This is a genomic window from Streptomyces sp. LZ34, assembly GCF_053890475.1.
In genome coordinates this window covers 8,090,196-8,111,542 of record NZ_CM132680.1, presented here as the reverse complement: position 1 = coordinate 8,111,542, position 21,347 = coordinate 8,090,196, and the positions used below count along the sequence as shown (strand labels likewise).

Genomic DNA, 21,347 nt, shown 5'->3' with positions numbered 1-21,347 from the left:
TCCCGCCCTCAGGCCCGCGCCGGATGCCGTGCGTCCTCAGGCCGCGCGCGAACGGGCGACCCGCGACGCGGCGACGCGCGCCCCGGCCAGCTCCTCCAGCTCGGCGACCACCTCGGCGGGGGCCGGCATGGCGGCCATCTCGTCGCGTACCCGGCCCGCCGCCGCCCGGTAGGACCGGTCGTCCAGCAGCTCGCGGAGCGCCGTACGGATCACCTCGGGGTCCCGCTGCTCACCGGGGTCGAGCGACCGGCCGGCGCCGCAGGCCGCGATCTGTTCTGCGTAGACGCCGAGGCTGGGCAGCGGCGGGGCCAGGACGAGCTGGGGCAGGCCGTGGTGCAGAGCCGTCAGCCCGGTGCCGGATCCGCCGTGGTGGACCAGGGCCGTACAGCGCGTCAGGAGCTGCGACAGCGGGGTGGGCTCGATCACCCGTACGTTGGCGGGCAGCGTTCCCAGCTCCTCGGCGCGCGCCCGGGGCAGGGTGAACACGCCCCGTACCCCCTCCAGCCCCTCGAACGCCCAGGCCGTGGCCTCCAGGGTGGCCATCCCCGACTGCTCGATCGTCTGAGTGCTGAACGACACACATATGGTCCGCCGCTCCGGCGAGTGCGGCAGCCCCCAGGCGGGGTAGCTGCCCGGGCCGTTGTACGGCACGAAGCGCACCGGCCTGGCCGGGGCCGCCCGGGGGTGGCGCAGCAGCGGCGGACAGGGGTCGAGCAGCAGATCGGGGTCGGGCAGCAGCCCCCCGGGGGTCCCCGCCCGCTCGCACACGGACCGCAGCGCGGTACGGGCGGGGCCGCGGGCCAGCGTGGTCAGGATGTCGGTGCCCCAGCGGTGGACCACCGACGGAACGCCCAAGGCGCCGGCGACGATCGGCCCGCAGAACTCGACCGGGTCGGATAACACGAGGTGGGGGCGCCATTCACGGGCGAACCTCAGATATCCGTCGAGCACCCGGCCGACCCGGGCCCGCCAGCGGACCGCGAGCGCCTCCCAGTCGGGTTCCCACACCGCCGCGGGCGCCCCGCCCGTGGGCCGGGCCGGAGCCGGGGGCGGGGCGTCGGCGGGCAGCGGCTTGGTCTCGATGGCGAGGGTGTGCAGGCCGGCGGAGCGCGCCGCCTCCACGGCCCCGGGCTCCCCGGCGCACATCACCTCATGGCCCGCGCCCGCGAGCGCCCAGGCCAGGGGGACGAGCGGCTGAAGGTGGCTGCTGACCGGGGTGACGACGATGAGTACGCGCATGACAGTGCCCCCTAGGCCTGGGCGGGGCGGGTGCGCGCCTCGGTCAGGCCCGCGTTGACGTACTGAAGGAGCAGCCGGGGCGTGGACGCTTCGGCGACCGTGTCGTCGGCCAGCAGAACGCCGTATTCCCGCTCGATGCGGCCCACGGTCTGGAGGACCGCGAGGGAGTCGTAGTTGAGGTCGGTGAAGGGGGTGTCGAGCACGTCTCCGTCGAGGTCGACGGTCTCGTCCTCGCCGGCGCACTCGCGCAGGAGGGTGGTCAGCTCGGACAGCGTCATCTGGGTCATCTGGGTCATCTCGTGGTGCCTCTCTCTTGGGGCTGCGATCAGTGGGCTGCGAACAGCGGGCCGCGAACAGGCCGCGAACAGTGGGGGCTGCGAACGGTGGGCCGCGCTCGGTGGGGGCTGTGATCAGTGGGGTTGGGCCCCGACGACCACCGCTGCGGCGTTGAAGCCGCCGCGGCCGCGGGCCAGCACCAGAGCGGCGCGTACGGGGCAGGGGCGCGGCTCCGCGGTCACCAGGTCGAGCTCGAGACCCTCGGCGAGCCGGGTGACGTTCACGGTCGGCGGGATGAGCGCGTCGCGGATCGCGAGCAGGGCGGCGGCGAGGTCGAGGGCGGCCCCTCCCGCGTACAGCCGCCCCGTCATGGTCTTGGGCGCGGTGACCGGCACCCGCCGGGGCCCGAAGACGGCGGTGATGGCCTCCGCCTCGGCCCGGTCGAGGTCGGGTACGCCGGAGGCGTCGGCGAAGACGACGTCGATGTCGTGGGGGGCGAGGCGGGCGTCGGCGAGGGCGAGTTCGACGGCGCGGCGCAGTCCGGGGACACCGCGGGTGTCGCGGCCGGGCTTCGCGTCGAAGGTGGCGGCGTAACCGGCCAGTTCGCCGTACACGCGGGCGCCGCGGGCGCGGGCCTCGGCGGCCTCCTCCAGGATCAGGATCGCCCCGCCCTCGCCCGGCACATAGCCACGGGCGGCGGCGTCGAAGGGCACAAAGGCGCGGGTGGGGTCGTCGGCGAGGCTGAGCCGGCCGCCCGCGAGCTGCGCCGTCCAGCCCCATGGGCAGATCGCCCCGTCCACACCGCCGGTGACGATGAGCCGACTGCCGCCGCGGAGCCGCCGGCGGGCCTGGGCCACCGCGTCGAGGCCGCCCGCCTGCTCGGTGACGAGGACGCCGCTGGGCCCGCGCAGCCCGTGCCGGATGGAGATCTGGCCGGTGTTGACGGCGTAGAACCAGGCGAAGGACTGATACGCGCTGACGTACTGCCCGCCCTTGCTCCACAGCGCCTCCAGCTCGCGCTGGCCGAACTCGAAGCCGCCGGCCGAGCTGGCGGTGACGACCCCGGCAGCGTACTCGGGGAGCTGGGCGGGGTCGGTGTCCGCGTCGTCGAACGCCTCCTGGGCCGCGGCCAGAGCGAGGCGGGTCATGTGGTCGGTCTGCGGGAGCAGGCGGTTCGGGATGTGTTCGGCGGCGTCGAAGCCGGGCACCTCGCCCGCGAGCCGGGCCGGGTAGCCGGAGGCGTCGAAGCGGCTGACGGGGCGGATGCCGCTCTCGCCGTTCAGGGTGGCCTTCCACCACACCGGGGTCGACAGGCCGTTGGGCGCGGCGACGCCGATGCCGGTGAACACGGCCACGGCGCTCACCACGTACCCCTCTCCAGCCCCTCGCGGGCCAGCACCATCGCGCTCTGGAAACCACCGAACCCGCTCCCCACGCTCAGCACCGTGTCGATGCGCTGCTCGCGGGCGACGAGCGGGGTGTAGTCGAGGTCGCACTCGGGGTCGGGCTCGTGGAGGTTGGCGGTGGGCGGTACGACACCGTGCTCGATGGCCAGGGCGCTGGCGGCGATCTCCAGGGAGCCGATGGCGCCCAGCGAGTGGCCGACCATCGACTTGATCGAGCTGATGGGCGTGGCCCGGGCGTGCTCGCCGAGGGCGCGCTTGAAGGCGGCGGTCTCGTGGCGGTCGTTCTGCTTGGTGCCGGAGCCATGGGCGTTGATGTAGTCGACGGCCGTCACCGGCAGCCGGGCCTCGTCGAGGGCGACGCGGATGGCCTCGGCCATCTCCCGGCCGTCGGGGCGCAGCCCGGTCATGTGGTACGCGTTGCAGCGGGACGCGAAGCCCACGATCTCCGCGTAGACATGGGCGCCTCGGCGGCGCGCCAGACCCAGCTCCTCGAGGACGAAGAGCGCGGAACCCTCGCCCAGCACAAAGCCGTTGCGGGTGCGGTCGAAGGGGCGCGAGGCGTGCTCGGGGTCGTCGTTGCGCGGCGAGGTGGCCTTGATGGCGTCGAAGCAGGCGACCGTGATCGGGGAGATGGGCGCGTCGGTGGCCCCCGCGACCATGATGTCGGCGCTGCCTTCCCTGATCAGTTCGACGGCGTGGCCGACCGCGTCCAGGCCCGAGGTGCAGCCGGTGGAGACCACGGACGCCGGTCCCTGGGCTCCCACGGCCCAGGCGACCTCGGCGGCGAAGGAGCTGGGCACGAAGTGGTCGAAGAGGTGCGGCACCGCGTAGGTGTAGTCGACGAGCCACTTCGCACCGCCGTCGCTGACCACCCGGTACTCGGTGTCCAGGCTGGTGGTGGCGCCGACCGCACTGCCGACGGTGACACCCGCGCGGTACGGATCGGGCCCGGCGGTGGCCAGCGCCCCGGCCGCCTCGAGGCCGCTGTCGGACACCGCCTCCCGGGCCGCGACCACCGCGAACTGCGTGGCGCGGTCCATCCGGCGTACCTCTTGCGGGGTCAGGCCCTCATGGTGCGGATCGAAGTCGGCCTCGGCGGCGATCCGGGAGCGGAAGCGGGTGGCGTCGAAGAGGGAGATGGCGCGGGTGGCGGTGCGGCCCTCGGTCAGCAGCGACCAGAACTCCTTGGCCCCCACGCCGCCCGGGGCCACCACGCCTATCCCGGTGATCGCCACCCGACGCCTCCCCCGTCGATCGATAACGCGCTGATGCATCACGTCGGTTCGACCTTCCTGCTCGGTGCCGCCTTTTCGACAGCGGCGCGCCCTTCGGCTGCGACAGTGCCGCCCCGCTCTCAACCCGCGCTCGACTCGGGACGGAGCGCCGCGACGGTGGGTGGCGCGCGCCTCACTCGTCCAGCAATGCCACCGCCCGGGTCCAGCCGGCGCCCGCGCCCGCGATCTTCACGGGGAAGCAGACGACCCGGAACCCGGTGGGCGGCAGGGTTTCCAGCCGCGCCAGCCGCTCGACCTGGCAGTACTCGCGACGGCGGCCGGCGAAGTGGGCGGGCCACAGCACCGACTGGTCGCCGGTGGCGTGGTAGCGGCGGATCATGTCGCAGAACGGGGCATCGAGGCTGAACGCGTCGGTGCCGATGACGCGGACACCCAGGTCGAGCAGAAAGTCGGTGGCGGGCCCGTCGAGGCCGGTGAACTCCGTGAAGTAGCTGGATGTGCCGACCCACCGGGAGGCGCCGGTGCGCAGCAGGACGATGTCCAGCGGCTGCGGCCGGCAGCCGATGCGGGCCAGTTCCTTCTCGAGGTGCGGGACGCCGACGGTGCGGGTTTCCGGATCCGCGGCGGTGATGTCCAGGACATGGGCCGGGCGCAGAAACCAGTCGAGGGGCATCTGGTCGATGGTGCGGGGCACTCCGTACGCTCCGGTGGAGCCGTAGTGCGCGGGGGCGTCGACGTGTGTGCCGGTGTGGCTGGTCAGGGTGAGCGTGTCCAGGGAGAGCAGCTCCTGGCCCGGCAGTTCGGACGGGTCGAACTCGATGCCGAAGTGTTCGCGCATCTCCTCGCTCATGTGGCGGGCCGCATCGGCCGGCGTCATGATCTCGTGGACCAGCGGATCCGGCTCCCAGCCGGAGGCGTCCACCGGTGTCGACAGGTCGATGATGCGCAATGCGGCCCCCTATGACTGGCGTTGGGCGAGGTCATCGCCGGGACGGTGTCAGGAGCGCCTGGAATACGGCTGGAACGGCCGGAAACGGGCGCGGACAGCACTACGGCTCCGCTCTCCCGCGCGGGGGGTGTCGGGGAGCGGAGCCGTAGCCGACCCGGCAAGAAGGGCGGCGCCGGGCGTCCAGGGGAGGTGCGATGGTGCGGTGCGGAAACGAACTGAGGGCTGAGAGCTGAGGGACGAGGGGGAGCGGCTGGGGCCTACGCGGCGAACAGGTCGAGCACGGGGCGGCGCAGTTGCACGCCCAGATCCAGGTCCAGTGCGGGGTCCGAGGCGAGCACCGCCTGCTGTAGCTTCTGCAGCCGCGGGGAGGGTTCGAGCCCCAGGTCCTCGACGAGTCGGCCGCGCAGCCCCTGGTACACCTCCAGCGCCTGCCACGGACGGCCGGACCGGTACAGGGCGGCCATGCACTGGGCGTGCAGCCCTTCGTGGAGCGGATGTCGGGCCGTCAGTTCGGTGAGTTCGGTGAGGAGTTCCGCGTGGCGGCCGAGGCGTAGGTCGGCCTCGATCCGACGCTCCAGGACCCCCAGCCGGCTCTCCTCCAGCCGGGCCAGCTCGATCTCCAGGATCGGTCCGACGCGCACGTCCACGAGGGCGGGACCGCGCCAGACGGCCAGCGCCTCGCGGAACAGAAAGGAGGCCTCGACGTCGTCACCGGTGTCGAGCGCGTCCCGCCCGGCGGCCACCAGCCGGTCGTACTCGTGGATGTCCACCGCGCCCGGCTGGGCCTCCAGCACATATCCGCCGTACCGCGTGGCCAGCACGTTCTTCGAGGCCTCGGGCGCCTGCGGGCCGTACGCCGCGGCCAGTCTGCGCCGGAGCTGAAGGATGTACGTCTGTAGCGTGGTCAGCGCGCTGCGCGGCATCTGCGCGCCCCAGATTTCCTCCATAAGGGTGGGCACCGGAAGCATCTGGTTGGCGTACACGGAAAGCAGTGCGAGGATCTGCCGCGGCTTGCCCGCGCTGGGCACGATCGACTGACCGCAGGCCTCGACGCTCAGCGGCCCCAACACCTTGATTTCCATGGTCCTGTACACCTCCGTCAGACGGTCCATCAGGTGCCTCTGTGGCCGCGCGGCCCTGCCAGTGAGGCACATATGAGCCTCGCGTGTGGGTGGTGGGCACGGCCAGTGCCGGACTCCCGAACCGTGCATGAGTCCTGTGAGGCGGAGGTCATGACAAGTTCACACCCTGGTTATGAGGAAAGCACTGGCAAGCCGTGGATCCGTCATCGCAGACTCCTTGCCAGGACCGCCTCTCACCCTGAGGAGAGCCCCAATGACCGACACATCACCCATCCCCGCGAGTCCCTCGGCGCTGTGCGCCGCGGGCCCCGGCCCCGCCGACCTGGGCGTCGACGACTTGGTCATCGAGGACCTCTCCGCCGAGGCATGGCCCGCGCCCGCGCCGGGAATCTGCATCTGCACCATCAGCGCCGGCTGATGGGCACATTGGGCTTCTCTCCGCACCTACGGGTCGAGCAGGTGCCGGGCGAGGCCGTCTACCTCGTCTCGGAGCGCGGCGTCACGGCGCTGCACGGACGGACGGCCGAGACGCTCGCCCCCTTGCTCGACGGCTCCAGGGACCTGGAGCGCATCCTCGCCGAGGCCGACGTACGCACCGATCCCACCGATGCCGCCGCGCTGGTCGCCCGCGTCATCGCCCGGCTGTGCGAGGCGGGGCTGGTGTGTGAGCGCGGACGCCACCCACGCCCCGAGGACGCGTACTGGGGGCTGGCCGGCGTGACCGCCGCCCCCGCCCCGGCCCCCGCCGCCATCCCGAGGGCGCCCTGCGCCGGCGGCCTCCAGTCCGCCGTGGTGGCCCCCGTGGCCCTCGGCTGCACCGAGCGGGACGAGGCCGTCCAAGCGCTGCGGGCGGCGGGCATCCGCGCCGTGGAGGGAGACGGAGAGAGACACGGGGCATGTCAAATCGAGAAGCGTCAACACGACGACGCCTATCTCACTCTTGTGGTGTGTGACGACTACCTCGATCCACGCCTCGCGGCGCTCGACGCCGAGCACCGGGCGTCCGGCCGCCGCTGGTTGCCGGTCAAACCGGTCGGCACGACGGCGTGGATCGGCCCGTTCCTCGGCGCCCAGGACGACCCGTGCTGGTCCTGCCTGGCCGACCGGCTGTGGCGGCGACGACAGGCCGAAGCACACCTCCAGCACAGACTCGGCCGTCAGGGCCCGGTGCCGCGCCCGCCCGCGTCGCTGGCCGCCAGCCGCGCCGCCGCGCTCCAGCTGGCCGCGCTGGAAGCGGCCACCTGGCTGGCCGGGCACCGCCATCCGGGGCAGCGGGCGCTGTGCACGCTGGACACCCTCACCTCCGCCCTGGAACACCACGCGGTGAGCCGCCGCCCTCAGTGCCCCGCCTGCGGCGACCCGCGGTTGGTCGCGGCGCGGATACGGGCGCCCCTGACCCTGGCCGCGCGCGACAGCGACACCCCGTGGCAGATCGCCGACAGCCCACCGTGGCGGATCATGGAGACGTACGGGCATCTGATCAGCCCCGTGACCGGGCTGGTGAGCGAGATCGACCGAGACCCGCGCGGGCCCGCCTTCCTCAACTGCTTCCACGCCAGGCACCCCGCGTACGCCACCGTCGACCTCACCCCCGCCGCCACCGCCGGCCCCGGCCGCCCCGCCGCCACCGCCGGCCCTGGGGCGTCCCCCGGCCTCGACGCCGTACGGGCCGGGCTGCGCACCGCCGCCCACGGCAAGGGCATGACCTCCGAGCAGGCCCAGGCGAGCGCGCTGTGCGAGGCGCTGGAGCACTACAGCGGCCACTTCCAGGGGGACGAGCCCCGGCAGCGCGCCCGCTACCGCGATCTGGACCCCGACGACGCCGTGCACCCGGACGCGGTGCAGCTCTTCGACCCACGGCAGTTCAGCGACCGGGGCACCTCCGCGCGCCACCGGGTCTGCGATCCGTTCGACGAGCGGGCGGAGCTCGACTGGACGCCGGTGTGGTCGCTCACCGCACAGCGGCACCGGCTGCTGCCCACCGCCTTGCTGTACTACGGCACGCCCCAGCCGGCCGGGCGGCGTTACTGCCGGGCCGACTCCAACGGCGCGGCCGCCGGGGGCAGTCTGGCCGACGCGGTGCTGCGGGGCTTCCTGGAGCTGGTGGAGCGGGACGCGGTCGCCCTGTGGTGGTACAACCGCACGCGCCAGCCGGCGCTCGACCTCGACGCCTACGACGACCCGTGGATCGCCGAACTGCGCCGCGTCCACGCCCGACTGCGGCGCGAGGTGTGGGCGCTCGACCTCACCTCCGACTTCGGCATCCCCGTGGTGGCGGCCGTCTCCCGCCGCACCGACAAGCCCACCGAGGACATCACCCTGGGCTTCGGCGCCCACTTCGACCGGCACACCGCGCTGCGTCACGCCCTGACCGAGCTCAACCAGATGCTGCCCCCCGTGGTCGAGGCCCGCGCGGACGGCGGCGGGTACGGCGTGACGGCCGACCCGGAGGCGCTGCGCTGGTTCCGCACCGCGACCGTCGCCAACCAGCCCTATCTGGCCCCGTCAGGGGCGGTGGCGGAGGGCGCGGGCATACCCGGTCCGGACGGCGCCGACGCCCTGGACCTCATAGTCGAGTCGGTCCGCGGGCGGGGCATGGAGCTGCTCGTACTGGACCAGACGCGGCCGGACGTCGGGCTGCCCGTCGCGAAGGTGCTGGTGCCCGGGCTGCGCCCGCACTGGGCCCGCTTCGCGCCCGGTCGGCTCTTCCATACGCCGGTGGCCCTGGGGCGGCTGGCCGAACCGACCCCCTACCACCGTCTCAATCCCGTCCCCCTTTTTCTGTAATCCCTTGCCATGCCCTGTCATCCCCTGCCATCCGCTGCCATCCCCTGTCATCCTCTGCCGGCGACTTTGATCGACTGTGATCGACTGTGAGCTCAAGTAACCCTCTGTGTACTGTCAGCGTTCTACGTCACCTCTCCACGGCCGGAAAAGATCGGATACTCTCGGGCAAGTTACCCAATCCGGCCCGACCATCCGGAGGACGAGTGCAGGGCACTCCCTTGCCCGACGATGCCGGGAGCGACTCGGCTCGTTACCGCGACGATCTCGCGCCGCGCCTGGCCGTGGTGATCACGGCGGTGGTGCTCGTGGGCTACTTCTGCGTCGCGGTCACCTACGTGGTCGACGCGCGCCCGTCGGGACGGGCCCTGGACGCCGCGCTGCTGATGCTGGCGCTGCTCCCCGTACTGGCCGCCCTGTTGGGGCTTCAGCTGACGCACTCCTTCCCCGGGCTCGCGCCCAGGCTCAGTGGGGCCCGGCACTGGACGCTGGGGCTACAGGCGCTGCTGACCTTCCTCCCCTTCGCGGTGTTCAAGCACGCCTGGCTCGGCATGCCGGGGTTCCTGGCGGGTTCCTCGCTGCTGGTGCTGGGTCCCCCGCTGTCCTGGGTGGCCTTCGCCGCCATCATGGGGTGCACCGATGTGCTGCTGTTCCAGGTGGGGTTCGGGTGGGGCGAGGTCGCGTACACCACCGTCTCCACCGCCCTGACCGGCCTGGTGGTCTTCGGCCTCTCGCGGCTGTCCGGGCTGGTCGCCGAGGTGTCCCGGTCGCGGGCCGAGCTGGCCCGCCTGGCGGTGGCCCAGGAGCGGCTGCGGTTCGCCCGCGATCTGCATGACCTGCTCGGCTACAGCCTGTCCACCATCACCCTCAAGTGCGAACTCGTCCACCGCCTGGTGCCACCGCAGGACTCCCGCGCCCAGCAGGAGCTCTCCGAGATCCTGGAGACCTCGCGCCAAGCACTCGCGGACGTACGGGCGGTGGCCAGCGGATACCGCAACATGTCGCTGTCCGCGGAGGCCGGAACGGCCAAGTCCATGCTGGGCGCGGTCGGCATCAGCACCACGGCCGAGGTCGACTGCGGGGAGCTGCCCGGCCTGGTGGACACCGTGCTGGCCAGCGTGTTGCGGGAAGGGCTGACCAATGTGCTGCGGCACAGCAAGGCGGAGCACTGCACGATCGAGGCGCGGCGCACCGACCGGACCGTCCGGCTGACGCTCGCCAACGACGGGGTGGGCAAGCCCTCGACCATTCTGCGCGCGGACAGCTCCGACAGGTCGGACGGCGGCAGCGGAATCGGCAACCTCAGGGTCCGGCTGGAGAATCTGGGCGGGCGGCTGCGCGCGGGCGTACGGGACGATGGCTGGTTCGAGCTCCGGGCCGAGCTCGAACTGCCCGTGGATTCAGCCCCGGAGGGGCGCGAGCGGGGTACGGAGGACGAGTACGGCTCGGCTGTGACGGCGTAGCGGCGTCGCCGTCACAGCCTGCGCGGTGGCGTCGCCGTCACAGCCAGCCGGCCTCGCGGGCGATCCGGATGGCATCCACCCGGTTCCGCGCGTTGAGCTTGGTGACGACGGACGTCAGATAGTTGCGCACCGTACCCACGGACAGGTAGAGCCGGGCCGCGATCTGCGCGGAGCCCTCCCCCTGCGAGGCCAGCAGCAGCACTTCCAGCTCGCGCGGGGTCAGCGGCTGCGGCTTGTCGTCCAGGGCGGCGAGGACGAGCTGCGGGTCGATGACCCGCTCGCCCTTCGCGACCGCGCGGATGGCGTCGCACAGCTTGTCCGGGGTGCTGTCCTTGAGCAGAAAGCCCGAGACATGGGCCGCCAGGGCGCGGCGCAGATTGCCGGGCCTGCCAAGGCTGGTGAGCATCATCGTCCGGCACTCGGGCACGGCGGTGTGCAGCTCGCCGGCGGCGGTCAGGCCGTCCATGCCGGGAAGGTCGATGTCGAGGACCGCGACATCAGGGCGGAGCTCCTTCGCACGCGGCAGGATTTCGGCGCCGCTTGAGAACTCGGCGACGACCTCGATGTCCGGCTCGAATTCCAGCAGTGCGACAAGTGCCTTGCGCAGCATGTGCATGTCTTCGGCTATCAGCACTCTGACCACGTCGCCCCTGCCCCTGCCTGCTCAACCCCCGTCGTATGCCCGCATACGATTATTCCCAAATCTTCTCGGCCGCTCCACCAATTCTCGGCCGAATCCGCCCACCGAACACTCGTGCTGCCACCACACCGAGCTTATAAGATGACTTCCTGCCGGGTGGCCGCTTGTCGGATGACCGTTGCCCACGTCAGAAACGGCGAACCGCCATCCGCCGCCCGATACGCCGGACGATACGACGACACCGAACTCGAATTCGGCGAATGCCAGTCGCATTCCGCGCCCCAGCGCTTTCGTATATGCCTCTTTCAATGTCCACAGCCGCAGCAACGCCCGCTCGCGCTCCGGTTCCGCGAGACCGGCCAGCGCCGCGCGCTCGGCGGGGGCGCACAGCCGCCGGCCCACATCGGCGTACCGCATCGGCCGCCCAGCCGCCTCGACGTCCACACCGATGCGGCCGCGCCGGCTGACGCCCGCGACGAGCAGCTCCCCGGTGTGGCTGAGGCTCACTTCCACCCGGCCGGTCCCCACGCAGCTGGCGTACGGCCGCCCGCCCGGCTCGTACGCGAGGCACACCGCCTCGGGCGTGGCGCCCGACACCGCCGCGACGAGGTGTTTCAGCAGCAGCCGCGAGGCCACGAAGCGTCCGCGGGCCGCCGGGCGGGGAAGTGTGCGCAGGCGCCGCCGGTCGCGGTCGTCGAGCATCCCGCGCAGGCCCGGGTCCAGCGCCACGTCCTGGGGGCCGGCCGGCAGCCACTCCCGCCACCGGCCGTGGACGACCGCCCGGCCATGCGCGGCGTATGTCTCCCGCACCGGCCGCCAGGGGCCGTCGGGCCCGGTCAGCGGCAGGGGTGGCGGGGATGATTGCGGGGACGGGGCCGGGGGCGGGGGTGGCCCGTCCGCCGTCATGCCACGCCTCCGGCGGCGGGCTCGTGCGGCAAGGGCGTGAAATCCTGGTACAGCGGCCGGACTTCTCCCCGCAGAAACTGCTCGCGGAGCGTGGCGCGGGGCACCTTGTGGGATCCGGCGCGGCGGACCGTACCGGGGCGGACCAGCAGCACCCCACCCGTGGCGGCGCCGAACTCCTCCGCCACGCGGTCGCGTACCCGCCCGGCCAGCCCGGCGAGCACGGCGTGCGAACCGCCTGCCGTACCGACCTCCTGGACCACCACCAGGGGCCCGGTGCCCGGCCCCGCACAGAACACTCGGGCGGACCCCAACGGCCTTCCGCAGAGCAGCAGTTCGCGCTCCACATCCTGTGGATGCAGGGTCATCCCGTCCACCATGAGGCTGTCGGCGAGGCCGCCTTCATGGGCGCGGCCCGTCATCCGGATCTCACCGCCCCGCGCGATGCCGAGGTCGCCGGTGCGCAGAAATCCGCCCGCGGCCTCGGTGCCGGGTGGGCGGCCCCAGTGGCCGGCGGCCACGGCGGGGCCGCGCACCCAGATCTCACCGGCCACGCCGTCGGGCTGCCGCCGGCGGGTCGACGGGTCGACGACGCGGAGGTCCAGGCCGGGCGCCGGGCCCCGGCCCTCGGCGGTGAGGAACGGCGCCGCCTGCGCCGGGGCGTATCCGGCGATCAGAGTGCCGGGGCGCAGCCCGGCGGCCGCGCAGCGGCGGTGGAAGGCCGCCATGGTCGCGGCCGAGACCGGCTCGGCGGCATTGAGCGCCGTACGCAGGTGGGAGAGGTCGAGCCCGGCCAACTGCTCGTCGGTGGCCTCGGCGGCGCAGCGGGCGTAGCAGGTGTCGGGCGCGACGGTGTGGGTGATGCCGTGGCGGCTGAGGGCCCGCAGCCAGGCGACGGGGTCGGCGAGGTGTGGGCGTACGGGCAGGGGTACGGCGGTGGCGCCGAGCCACAGCGGGTGAAGCAACTGGCCGACGAGGCCGGGGGTGTGGTGGCGCGGCAGCCAGCCGCCGATCCGGGAGCGGCGGCCGGTGCCCAGCGCCTGGCGCAGGGCGGGCATCGCGGCGAGGAGGTTGCCGTGGGTGATCAGCGCCCCGCGCGGCGCGGTGGCCGGCCCGGCGTCGTACGCGAGGAGGGCGAGGCTGTCGGGCGTGGTGCGCACGGGTGTGGTGTCGGGTGCGGCGTCGGGTATGGCGGTGTGGGCGTGCGGGCGGAGGCCGTTCACGGCCAGGCAGGTGATGCCGGTGCGGCCGACGAGCGAAAGCCTGCGCGAGGTCTCCGTGGCGTGTGCGGTCTCGGTCAGGACCAGGTCCACGGCCGCGTCCTTGGCTATGGCGGCGGTGCGCTCCGCCTCGGTGCGGGAGGCGGTCGGCGCGGGGACGGGGACCGCGACCGCCCCCGCGTACAGGCAACCGAGCAGCGCGGCCGCCGCGTGCGGCCCGGGGTCGAGGACGAGCAGCACCCGGCGGCCGGGCGCGTCGTGGGCGCGCAGCCAGGCGGATACGGCGCGGGCGTGGGCGTCGAGGGCGGCGTAGCCGATCCGCTGTTCGCCGCCGCCTTCGGCCGGGTACACCAGCGCCTCGTCGGCGGCGCACAGCATGGCCCGGTCCATCAGGGCCTCGGCCAGATTCGCATGTCGGTGCATTCTCGTCTCCCCAGCGCCTGACGGGACCCCGGCCCCACACCGCCCCGCTGCCTCGGTAGAGGGGGCATCGAGGTGTCGAGACAGCGAGGCGGCGGCTCGAAGGGAGTGTCGGGGCTGCGGCTCGAAGGCGGCTCGAACTTGGGCAGGTCATAGGACAAGAAGCAAACCTGGGCAGGTCATGCCTCGCACCATGACATTTGTCCTGCTGTACTGCGGACTGTCGGCACTGTCGCCACCCCGTCACGGTCCGTAGCGTCTCTTCCATGACGAGTACAGCGATGACAGCGCCGCCGCCCGTGGTGGAGTTCGCCGACGTGGCGAAGCACTACGGCGCGGTGCGCGCGGTGAAGGGCATCGACCTGACCATCCGGCGCGGCGAGTCGATCGCCCTGCTCGGCCGCAATGGCGCGGGCAAGTCCACCTCGATCGGCATACTGCTCGGACTGCTGCCGCCGAGCGCGGGCCGGGTGCGGCTCTTCGGCGACACGCCGGAGGCGGCGGTCCGCTCGGGGCGGATCGGCGCGATGCTCCAGGAGGGTGCGCTGATCACCCGTGTGACGGTCCGCGAGCTGGTCGCCTTTGTGGCAGGCACCTACCCGAGGCCGCTGCCGGTCGCCGAGACGCTGGAGCTGGCGGGGCTGACCGAACTCGCGGAACGGCGGGCGGACCGGCTCTCCGGCGGGCAGGCGCAGCGGCTGCGGTTCGCGCTCGCCATGGCGGGCGGGCCGGAGCTGGTGGTGCTGGACGAGCCGACGGCCGCGCTGGATGTGGGGGCCCGGCGCGAGTTCTGGACGGCGATGCATTCCTACGCGGCGCGGGGCAACACGGTCCTGTTCTCCACCCACTATCTGGAGGAGGCCGATGAGAACGCCGACCGGATCGTGGTGATCGACAAGGGCCGCAAGGTGGCGGACGGCACGGGTGAGGAGATCAAGCGGACGGTGGGCGGCAATGTCGTCGCCTTCGACCTGGGGGACCGCTCCTCCGAGGGGCTGGAACTGCTCCCGGGGGTGACGAGCGTCGAGATCCGGCGGGGCCGGGCGTATCTGCGCACCGCCGAATCGGACGCGACGGTGCTGGCGCTCGCCGAGCGCGGGGACGTACGGAATCTGGAGGTGCGGGTGTCCCGGCTGGAGGACGCCTTCGTCGCGCTCACCACCGGCAGGGACGGCCCGGACGACCAGGAGGGCCAGGAGGCCCAGGACGGCTCGCGGGCTCACGGGGCCGGCGACGGGTACGAGAACGACGGCTACGAGGACCGAGAGGAGGCGGTGGTCTGATGCTGACATCCATCGCGCTGGAGCTGCGCAGGATCACCCGCGACGTCGCCTTCCTGGCCTTCGGGGTCGCCCTGCCCGTGGTGATGTATCTGCTCTTCACCAACGTCGGCGGCGGGGACGGCGACCAGGGAGCCCATGACACCTCGGCGATGATCGGGATGGCGGCGTACGGCGCGCTCGGCGCGGCCCTGGCGAACGGCACGGGCGTGGCGGAGGACCGGGGGCGCGGCTGGCTGCGGCAGCTGCGGATCACGCCACTGACGCCGCTGGAGGTGGTGGGGGCGCGTGCGGTGACCGGTTCGCTGGTGGTGCTGCCGTCGATCGTGGCGGTGCTGGGAGCCGGGTTCCTGGTCAACGGGGTTCGGATGCCGGTCCTGCGGGTGCTCGCCCTGGTGGCGGTGTTGTGGCTGGGCACCCTGCCGTTCACGCTGCTGGGCCTCGGCAACGGCTACCGTCTGTCGGCTCAGAGCACGGGCATGGTCAACACGGCGGCCAGCATGGGGCTGTCCATCATCGGCGGGCTGTGGATTCCGCTGAGCTCCTTCCCGCACTGGTTCGGCTCGATCGCCGAGTGGACGCCCACGAATCGCTTCGCGCAGTTGGGATGGGATGTGTCCGAGGGCACGCTGCCGGCGGTCGGGGCGGTGGTGGTGCTGGCGGGGTGGTTCGCGGTGTTCGGCGCGTATGCGGCCTCCTCGTACCGGAAGAGCACCCACTCAAGGTGAACCGAGGCCCCTTTAGGTCGGCCGCGCCTTGCGGTCGACCTGCACGGTCCAGCCGCCGCCCGTGGTGCGTCCGGTGACGGTCACACGCACGTTGTCCCCACGCGCGGACAGGGCCTCGCCGACACCCAGCGTCGCGTCGGCGAGTTCGGGGTAGACCGACTCGTTCCAGCACGCCCCGGTGCCGGGGTGGCCGTCCAGCACCTCGATCGGGCCGTCGCCCGAGGCCGTGTCGTTGCGCACGCGGTAGACCAGCACGCCCTCGGTGCAGGTGCCGGCGTCGTTGCCGTACGCGCCGCGTGCCTCGATGGCCAGCGCGGTGGTGGGGCCGGTGCGGACCACCACCAGGCGGGTGCGGCTGTCGGCGGCCGGGCTGCCGCCCGCCATGGGCGCGCCGAGGGGTTCGAGGGTGTGCAGGGTCGCGCCGGGGGCGCGCACACATTGCACCTGGCGCGGGCGCAGCCATCCAAGCTTCCACTTGTGCCACCCGAAGGGGTCGGGCGCCAGTCCGAACTGGCTGCCCATCAGGTCCCAGTCCCCGACGTAGGTGTCCCAGTCGCCTTCGCCATCGGAGCTCTTCGGCCGGTGGTAGAGGTCGGGGAGGTCGAAGACATGGCCGGTCTCATGGGCCAGCACATTCCGGTCCGGCGGGTGGTTCTCGAATACGGTGACGAGCCGGCGCAGCTCGACGCCGTCGGCGCGCAGCGGCTGCTCGAAGTTGACCACTTTTGTCGCGTCGGCGTCCACGCCCGGGGCGTCGGGGTCGGCGACCAGGTAGACGACGTCATAGCGGCCGAAGTCGGTCGAGGGGTCGGCGGCGGCGATGGCGTCGCGTAGATACGCGGCCCGCCGCCCGGCGTTCCAGTCACGCTTTATGGCGTACGAGGTGGACGCCTCGGGCATGGTGATCCACCGCTTCGCGGCGTGCACCCGCAGTCTGAACTGCCCGTATGAGGCACGTCGGAAGAATGCCGTGGTCGCGGGGATGTGGTCGGCGGCCAGCCGTCGCGGAGTCACCTTGGGCGTGGCGTCCGGGAAGGAGAGGAAGACCATGGCCGCGTGGAGCGTGCGGACGGGGTGGGGGTAGCTCGTGTTCCAGGTGTCCACGCCCTCGGAGTGGTGGGCGCCGGTGCGTTCGAGTGTGCACGGTCCGCCCGCGCCGGCCGCGAAGGCGGGGCCCGACACCACAGTGGTCGCGATCATGGCACTGAGGGAGGTGAGCACGGCCCCGGTGCGGCGCAGCCGAGGCTGGCGCCCCACCCCCTCGGGGAGTCGGCCCACCCCCTCGGGTAGCTGAGGACGCGCCATGTCGACCTCCCGGACATAGTCGGACCACCCCATCCACCCTCAGGCGGATGCGCGCGGTACGCCCTGTTCGGCTGGCCCAGTCGAGTGAACCGGCCCGGATGCGGGTACGTAACAGACGGTCACAGTCGGTCGTGAGGGCAGTGAGTCCGTGCAGAGTCGAACAGATACGACCAAACAGATGTACAACGCATCAATAGTCGCGATCGCATTGTTGGAACGGCCGGAGCACGAGCCTCTATGATCGGCACATTTCCAGCGGGGACTCCCTATTCGGGCGGGCATTCACGGCCCGCCCGGCACCCGGTGTGAGACATGCACAAGACGTGTACGACAGACCTGTACGAGACGAGCGCCACGCGGGAGCGAGCGGTGAGCGGATCCACCGACGGCCTGGGCCGCGCGCCCGGCGCGACTCTGCCGACGATCACGGAACGTAACGCGGCGCCCAGCGCCGGGCCGCCCGGGGGCGCACCCGCGGCGGACTACCGGGCCGCGTTCAACGCGGCGCGGCTCGCCATGGCCGTCATCAACCGCGAGGGCACGGTGCTCGACGCCAACCCCGCGCTCGGCGCGCTGCTGGGCGCCGAGCCGGCCCGGATGATCGCTCGCAGCGCCGCGGACCTGGCCGATCTGCGCGAGGATCCGCGCACCTGGAACGAGTACCGCGAGGTGCTGCACGGCCGCCGCCGTCGGCTGTGCTGCACCCGTCGGCTGCAACGCCCCGACGGCCATGCCCTGTGGGCCGAGATCACCGTCGAGCCGATGCCGGACAGCTGCAGTGTGCTGCTGTCGATGGCCGACGTCAGCGAGCGGCGCGATCTACAGGGGCGGCTGCGCCATCTGCAGATGCACGACCCGGTGACCCGGCTGCCCAACCGCAATCTCTTCTTCGAGCGGCTGGCCTCCGCGCTGGAGTCCGCCGCGTACGACCGGGGCGGCACCGGGCGGATCGGGCTCTGCTATCTCGACCTCGACGGCTTCAAGGCGATCAACGACACACTCGGCCACCGCGTCGGAGACCGGCTCCTCGGCGCGGTCGCCCAGCGGCTCACCGAGTGCGCCGCGCCCGACGGTCATCTGGTGGCGCGGCTCGGCGGCGATGAGTTCGCCCTCCTGGTCCGGGACTCCACCGGTACCGAGCAGCTGTGCGAGCTGGCCAAGTCCGTACTGGCGGCACTACAGCAGCCGTTCGACGTGGCCGGGCAGCGGCTGTCGGTGTCGGCCAGCATCGGCGTGGTGGAGCGGCCCGCCGCCGGGACGCACACCACCTGGCTGATGCAGGCCGCGGACACCACGCTGTACTGGGCCAAGGAGGACGGCAAGGCGCGCTGGACGCTCTTCGACCCGGAGCGCAACGCCCACCGGATGACCAGACAGGCGCTGTCCAGCACGCTGCGTCCGGCGGTCGAGCGGGAGGAGTTCGTGCTCGACTACCAGCCGCTGGTCGGGTTGGTCGACGGCGTGGTGAAGGGCGTGGAGGCGCTGGTGCGATGGGAGCATCCGCGCTTCGGCAGACTGTCGCCGAATCGGTTCATCTCACTGGCCGAGGAGAACGGCGCGATCGTTCCCCTGGGGCGGTGGGTGCTGCGGACGGCCTGCCGGCAGGCCCGCGACTGGCAGTTGGCCCACCCCCTCAACCCGCTGATCGTCAGCGTCAATGTGGCGGTCCGCCAGGTCTGGGACTCGGATCTGGTCGCGGACGTCGGCTCGATCCTCGCCGAGACGGGGCTGCCGCCGCATCTGCTCCAGTTGGAGCTGACCGAGTCCGCGGTGATGGGCTCGGCGGGGCGGCCGCTACAGGCACTGCTGCAACTCAGCGAGATGGGGGTGGCCATCGCCATCGACGACTTCGGCACCGGCTACTCCAACCTCGCCTATCTGAGCCGGCTCCCCGTCTCCACGCTGAAGCTCGACGGGTCGTTCGTCCAGGGGTTCCGGGCGGAGGAACACCCGAACCCGGCAGATGAAACGATCGTCCAAGCGCTCGTCGAGCTCGCACACCGGCTCGGACTCACGGTGACCGCCGAGTGCGTGGAGAGCGCCGAGCAGGCGGAGCGGCTGGCGCGGATCGGCTGCGACACCGGACAGGGCTGGTTCTACTCCCGCCCGGTGCCGCCGGATCGTATCTCCGCCATGATCGGCGGCCATCCGGCGGCCACGGGCGCGCCGTAGCGGGCCGGGCCGGGACGAGCCCCGAGCAGGTCAGGCTGCGGCCGTCGGCAGGTCGTAGGCGTCGGCGATCAGCTCGTACGAGCGCAGCCTGGCCTCGGGGCCATGCGCCGTGCTCGTTATCTTGATCTCGTCCACGCCGGTCCGCTTGATCAGCCCGTCGAGTCCCTCGCGCACCGCGTCCGGGGTCCCGTACACGACGTTCGTCAGCCAGCTGTTGACGAAGTCCTCCTCGACGACGTTGAACTCATGCGCCTCCGCCTCCTCAGGGGTCGGCACGAGGCCGGGCCGCCCGGTGCGCAGCCGCACCATCGACAGCGCGCCGGTGAGCACCTGGCGGCGCGCCTCCTTCTCGTCCTCGGCCGCGAACGCCGAGACCCCGATCGAGGCGTACGGCCGGTCGAGGACCGCGGACGGCCGGAAGGACTGGCGGTAGAGGTCGAGCGCGGGGAGGGTGTTCGCCGCGGAGAAGTGGTGGGCGAAGGAGAACGGCAGGCCGAGCGCTCCGGCGAGCCGGGCGCTGAAGCCGCTGGACCCCAGCAGCCACACCGAGGGCCGGCCGGCGGACTGCACCCCGCCGGGCACCGTGCCCTGGACCGGCCCGGGGACGGCGTGGATGCGCGCGTAGCGGTGACCGTCCGGGAAGTCGTCGTCGAGGAACCGGAGCAGCTCGGCGAGCTGCTGCGGGAAGTCGTCGGCGCCCTCGCCGAGCCGGTCGGTGCGGCGCAGCGCGGCGGCCGTGGCCCCGTCGGTCCCCGGCGCCCGCCCCAGCCCCAGGTCCACCCGCCCGGGTGCCAGCGCCTCCAGCGTCCCGAACTGCTCGGCGATGACGAGCGGCGCGTGGTTGGGCAGCATGACCCCGCCGGAACCGAGCCGGATCCGCTCCGTGTGCGCGGCCAGGTGGGCCAGGATCACCGCCGGGGAGGAGCTGGCGACGCCGGGCATGGAGTGGTGCTCGGCCACCCAGAACCGATGGAAGCCCCGCCGCTCGGTGAGCTGGGCGAGCGCCACGGTGGTCCGCAGCGCCTGCGCGGCGGTCAGCCCGCTGCCGACGGTCGCCAGGTCCAGCACCGAGAGCGGAATGGGGGCGCTGCCCTGGGGCGTGGCAGAGAGGCCGTGGTCCTGCGCCCCGCCCTGCTCACGCTGGGGGCCAGGCCCACCCTGTGCGCTTGGCGGGCTCTCCCCGCCCTGCTGCCGGTTCTGCTCGCCCTGCCGGTCCTGCCCGTCCTGCTGGTCGGCCACGGTGGCCCGCCTCCCTGTCGCCCTGTCTGCGCTGTTCTGTGTGCGTCACGCCGCACCGCAGACTGCCAACCGGAGAATGGCTCCGTTTTATTCCCGCGGGGCTCCGGCTCCCTTTCATCGCCTGCATCGCCTGCATCGCCTGCATCGCCTGCATCGCCGGGCTCCCGTTGCTCCCGTGGGGCTCACGCACGGCGGAAAAGCTCCCCGAGCCGGTCGGACGGCACCTCCCTCCCGAGCAGCCGCAGCCCCTCCCAGACCGTGACCTGGTTCGCCGTGAGCACCGGCTTGCCGAGGGCCTCCTCCAGGTCGGGTATCCAGGCGGCGGTGTGCAGGGCGGTGTCCGGAAGGAGCACCGCCTGGGCGTCGGGATGGTCGCCGGCGCGGGCCATGTGCAGAACCTCTTCCCGACCCCAGGTGCCGACCTCGGCGGCGGTGATGATCCCGCTGCCGCGCATCGCGACGACCTCCGCCCCTGCCGCCTTGAGGAAGGCCCTGAAGTGATCCGCGACATCCTCCGGATAGGTCGCGGCGATGGCGACCCGCTCGGCGCCGAGCGCTTGCACGGCGTGCGCGAAGGCGAAGGACGTACTGGAGGCGGGCAGGCCCGCCGTCTCCGACAGCTCGCGCACCTGTTCATGCGCGCCGTCCCAGCCGAAGACGAAGCTGGCGCTGGTGCAGGCCCAGACCACGGCCCGGGCGCCGCGCGCCTTCAGCTCCCCCACCCCGGCGGCGAGACGGGCGGCCGAGCCCATCTCCAGCAGGGCGTCCACACGGTGGGCGTCCTCGCCGATGTCGGTATGGACGAGGGGGAGCCGGACCCCGGCGCCGAGGATGGCTTCGAGCCGCGGATAGTCGTCCTCGGCGGAGTATCCCGGGTAGAGGAAGCCCACGCTGTCGCCCACCGGCTCACCCTCGGCCCTGTCCGTCACCGCTTCCACCATGGCTGCCTCCCTTCAGCGGCCCCCTCGGGCGCCGCCCCGTCCGCCTGACACTTCTCATACACCGC

Annotated in this window: 18 protein-coding genes; 6 read left to right on the top strand and 12 right to left on the bottom strand. The window is 72.7% G+C overall.

Going from position 1 to position 21,347, the window contains the following annotated elements; all coding sequences use genetic code 11:
* Nucleotides 1-36 precede the first annotated feature (36 nt).
* The 6 genes from ACWY4P_RS34155 to ACWY4P_RS34130 all read right to left on the bottom strand — a co-directional run bounded on the left by ACWY4P_RS34155 (nt 37) and on the right by ACWY4P_RS34130 (nt 6,187).
* On the bottom strand, nt 37-1,239 hold the full coding sequence (locus tag ACWY4P_RS34155; RefSeq protein WP_456204398.1) for a nucleotide disphospho-sugar-binding domain-containing protein: 1,203 nt from the start codon (nt 1,237-1,239) through the stop codon (nt 37-39).
* Nucleotides 1,240-1,250: 11 nt separating this feature from the next.
* The gene (locus tag ACWY4P_RS34150) at nt 1,251-1,535 is read right to left on the bottom strand and encodes an acyl carrier protein (RefSeq protein WP_319694271.1); all 285 of its coding nucleotides are present in this window, start codon (nt 1,533-1,535) and stop codon (nt 1,251-1,253) included.
* A 114-nt stretch (nt 1,536-1,649) separates the two neighbouring features.
* On the bottom strand, nt 1,650-2,879 hold the full coding sequence (locus tag ACWY4P_RS34145; RefSeq protein ID WP_456204397.1) for a ketosynthase chain-length factor: 1,230 nt from the start codon (nt 2,877-2,879) through the stop codon (nt 1,650-1,652).
* The gene (locus ACWY4P_RS34140; RefSeq protein WP_456204396.1) at nt 2,876-4,195 is read right to left on the bottom strand and encodes a beta-ketoacyl-[acyl-carrier-protein] synthase family protein; all 1,320 of its coding nucleotides are present in this window, start codon (nt 4,193-4,195) and stop codon (nt 2,876-2,878) included. The genes ACWY4P_RS34145 and ACWY4P_RS34140 overlap by 4 nt, the downstream gene beginning before the upstream one ends.
* A 133-nt stretch (nt 4,196-4,328) precedes the next feature.
* On the bottom strand, nt 4,329-5,105 hold the full coding sequence (locus tag ACWY4P_RS34135) for a cyclase family protein (RefSeq protein WP_456204395.1): 777 nt from the start codon (nt 5,103-5,105) through the stop codon (nt 4,329-4,331).
* Nucleotides 5,106-5,362: 257 nt separating this feature from the next.
* On the bottom strand, nt 5,363-6,187 hold the full coding sequence (locus ACWY4P_RS34130; protein ID WP_456204394.1) for an AfsR/SARP family transcriptional regulator: 825 nt from the start codon (nt 6,185-6,187) through the stop codon (nt 5,363-5,365).
* Between the two features lie 253 nt (nt 6,188-6,440).
* On the opposite strand from ACWY4P_RS34130, the gene ACWY4P_RS34125 reads away from it, so the two are divergent.
* From ACWY4P_RS34125 to ACWY4P_RS34115, 3 genes are all read left to right on the top strand, one after another.
* Entirely contained in the window at nt 6,441-6,605 is a 165-nt protein-coding gene (locus ACWY4P_RS34125; protein WP_456204393.1) for a hypothetical protein, read from the top strand.
* Nucleotides 6,554-8,974, top strand: a complete 2,421-nt coding sequence (locus tag ACWY4P_RS34120) for a TOMM precursor leader peptide-binding protein (RefSeq protein ID WP_456204392.1) — start codon at nt 6,554-6,556, stop codon at nt 8,972-8,974. Before ACWY4P_RS34125 ends, ACWY4P_RS34120 begins: the two co-directional genes overlap by 52 nt.
* Before the next feature lie 218 nt (nt 8,975-9,192).
* Nucleotides 9,193-10,434 (top strand): sensor histidine kinase, encoded by a 1,242-nt coding sequence (locus ACWY4P_RS34115; RefSeq protein ID WP_456204391.1) that lies wholly within the window; start codon nt 9,193-9,195, stop codon nt 10,432-10,434.
* A 37-nt stretch (nt 10,435-10,471) separates the two neighbouring features.
* Here the strand turns inward: ACWY4P_RS34115 and ACWY4P_RS34110 are convergent, their stop codons facing one another.
* The 3 genes from ACWY4P_RS34110 to ACWY4P_RS34100 form a co-directional block, all read right to left on the bottom strand.
* Nucleotides 10,472-11,077, bottom strand: a complete 606-nt coding sequence (locus tag ACWY4P_RS34110) for a response regulator transcription factor (protein WP_404746610.1) — start codon at nt 11,075-11,077, stop codon at nt 10,472-10,474.
* A 21-nt stretch (nt 11,078-11,098) separates the two neighbouring features.
* The gene (locus tag ACWY4P_RS34105) at nt 11,099-11,803 is read right to left on the bottom strand and encodes a 4'-phosphopantetheinyl transferase family protein (protein WP_456204390.1); all 705 of its coding nucleotides are present in this window, start codon (nt 11,801-11,803) and stop codon (nt 11,099-11,101) included.
* 173 nt (nt 11,804-11,976) lie between these two features.
* The gene (locus ACWY4P_RS34100) at nt 11,977-13,620 is read right to left on the bottom strand and encodes an AMP-binding protein (RefSeq protein ID WP_456204389.1); all 1,644 of its coding nucleotides are present in this window, start codon (nt 13,618-13,620) and stop codon (nt 11,977-11,979) included.
* A 263-nt stretch (nt 13,621-13,883) separates the two neighbouring features.
* Between ACWY4P_RS34100 and ACWY4P_RS34095 the strand changes: the two genes are divergently transcribed.
* Together ACWY4P_RS34095 and ACWY4P_RS34090 are read left to right on the top strand one after the other, a co-directional pair.
* Entirely contained in the window at nt 13,884-14,900 is a 1,017-nt protein-coding gene (locus ACWY4P_RS34095) for an ATP-binding cassette domain-containing protein (RefSeq protein ID WP_456204388.1), read from the top strand.
* A complete protein-coding gene (locus tag ACWY4P_RS34090; RefSeq protein ID WP_456204387.1) occupies nt 14,900-15,625 on the top strand; it encodes an ABC transporter permease in 726 nt (241 codons plus the stop codon). Before ACWY4P_RS34095 ends, ACWY4P_RS34090 begins: the two co-directional genes overlap by 1 nt.
* A 12-nt stretch (nt 15,626-15,637) precedes the next feature.
* Here the strand turns inward: ACWY4P_RS34090 and ACWY4P_RS34085 are convergent, their stop codons facing one another.
* Nucleotides 15,638-16,930, bottom strand: coding sequence for a M6 family metalloprotease domain-containing protein (locus ACWY4P_RS34085; protein ID WP_456204386.1), 1,293 nt, complete (start codon nt 16,928-16,930; stop codon nt 15,638-15,640).
* 312 nt (nt 16,931-17,242) lie between these two features.
* On the opposite strand from ACWY4P_RS34085, the gene ACWY4P_RS34080 reads away from it, so the two are divergent.
* Complete coding sequence (locus ACWY4P_RS34080) at nt 17,243-19,102, top strand: putative bifunctional diguanylate cyclase/phosphodiesterase (protein WP_456204385.1); 1,860 nt, start codon at nt 17,243-17,245, stop codon at nt 19,100-19,102.
* Between the two features lie 30 nt (nt 19,103-19,132).
* On the opposite strand, the gene ACWY4P_RS34075 is transcribed toward ACWY4P_RS34080, so the two are convergent.
* Both ACWY4P_RS34075 and ACWY4P_RS34070 read right to left on the bottom strand, forming a co-directional pair.
* A complete protein-coding gene (locus tag ACWY4P_RS34075) occupies nt 19,133-20,182 on the bottom strand; it encodes an LLM class flavin-dependent oxidoreductase (protein ID WP_456213154.1) in 1,050 nt (349 codons plus the stop codon).
* Nucleotides 20,183-20,523: 341 nt separating this feature from the next.
* Complete coding sequence (locus ACWY4P_RS34070) at nt 20,524-21,282, bottom strand: maleate cis-trans isomerase family protein (protein ID WP_456204384.1); 759 nt, start codon at nt 21,280-21,282, stop codon at nt 20,524-20,526.
* Nucleotides 21,283-21,347 lie beyond the last annotated feature (65 nt).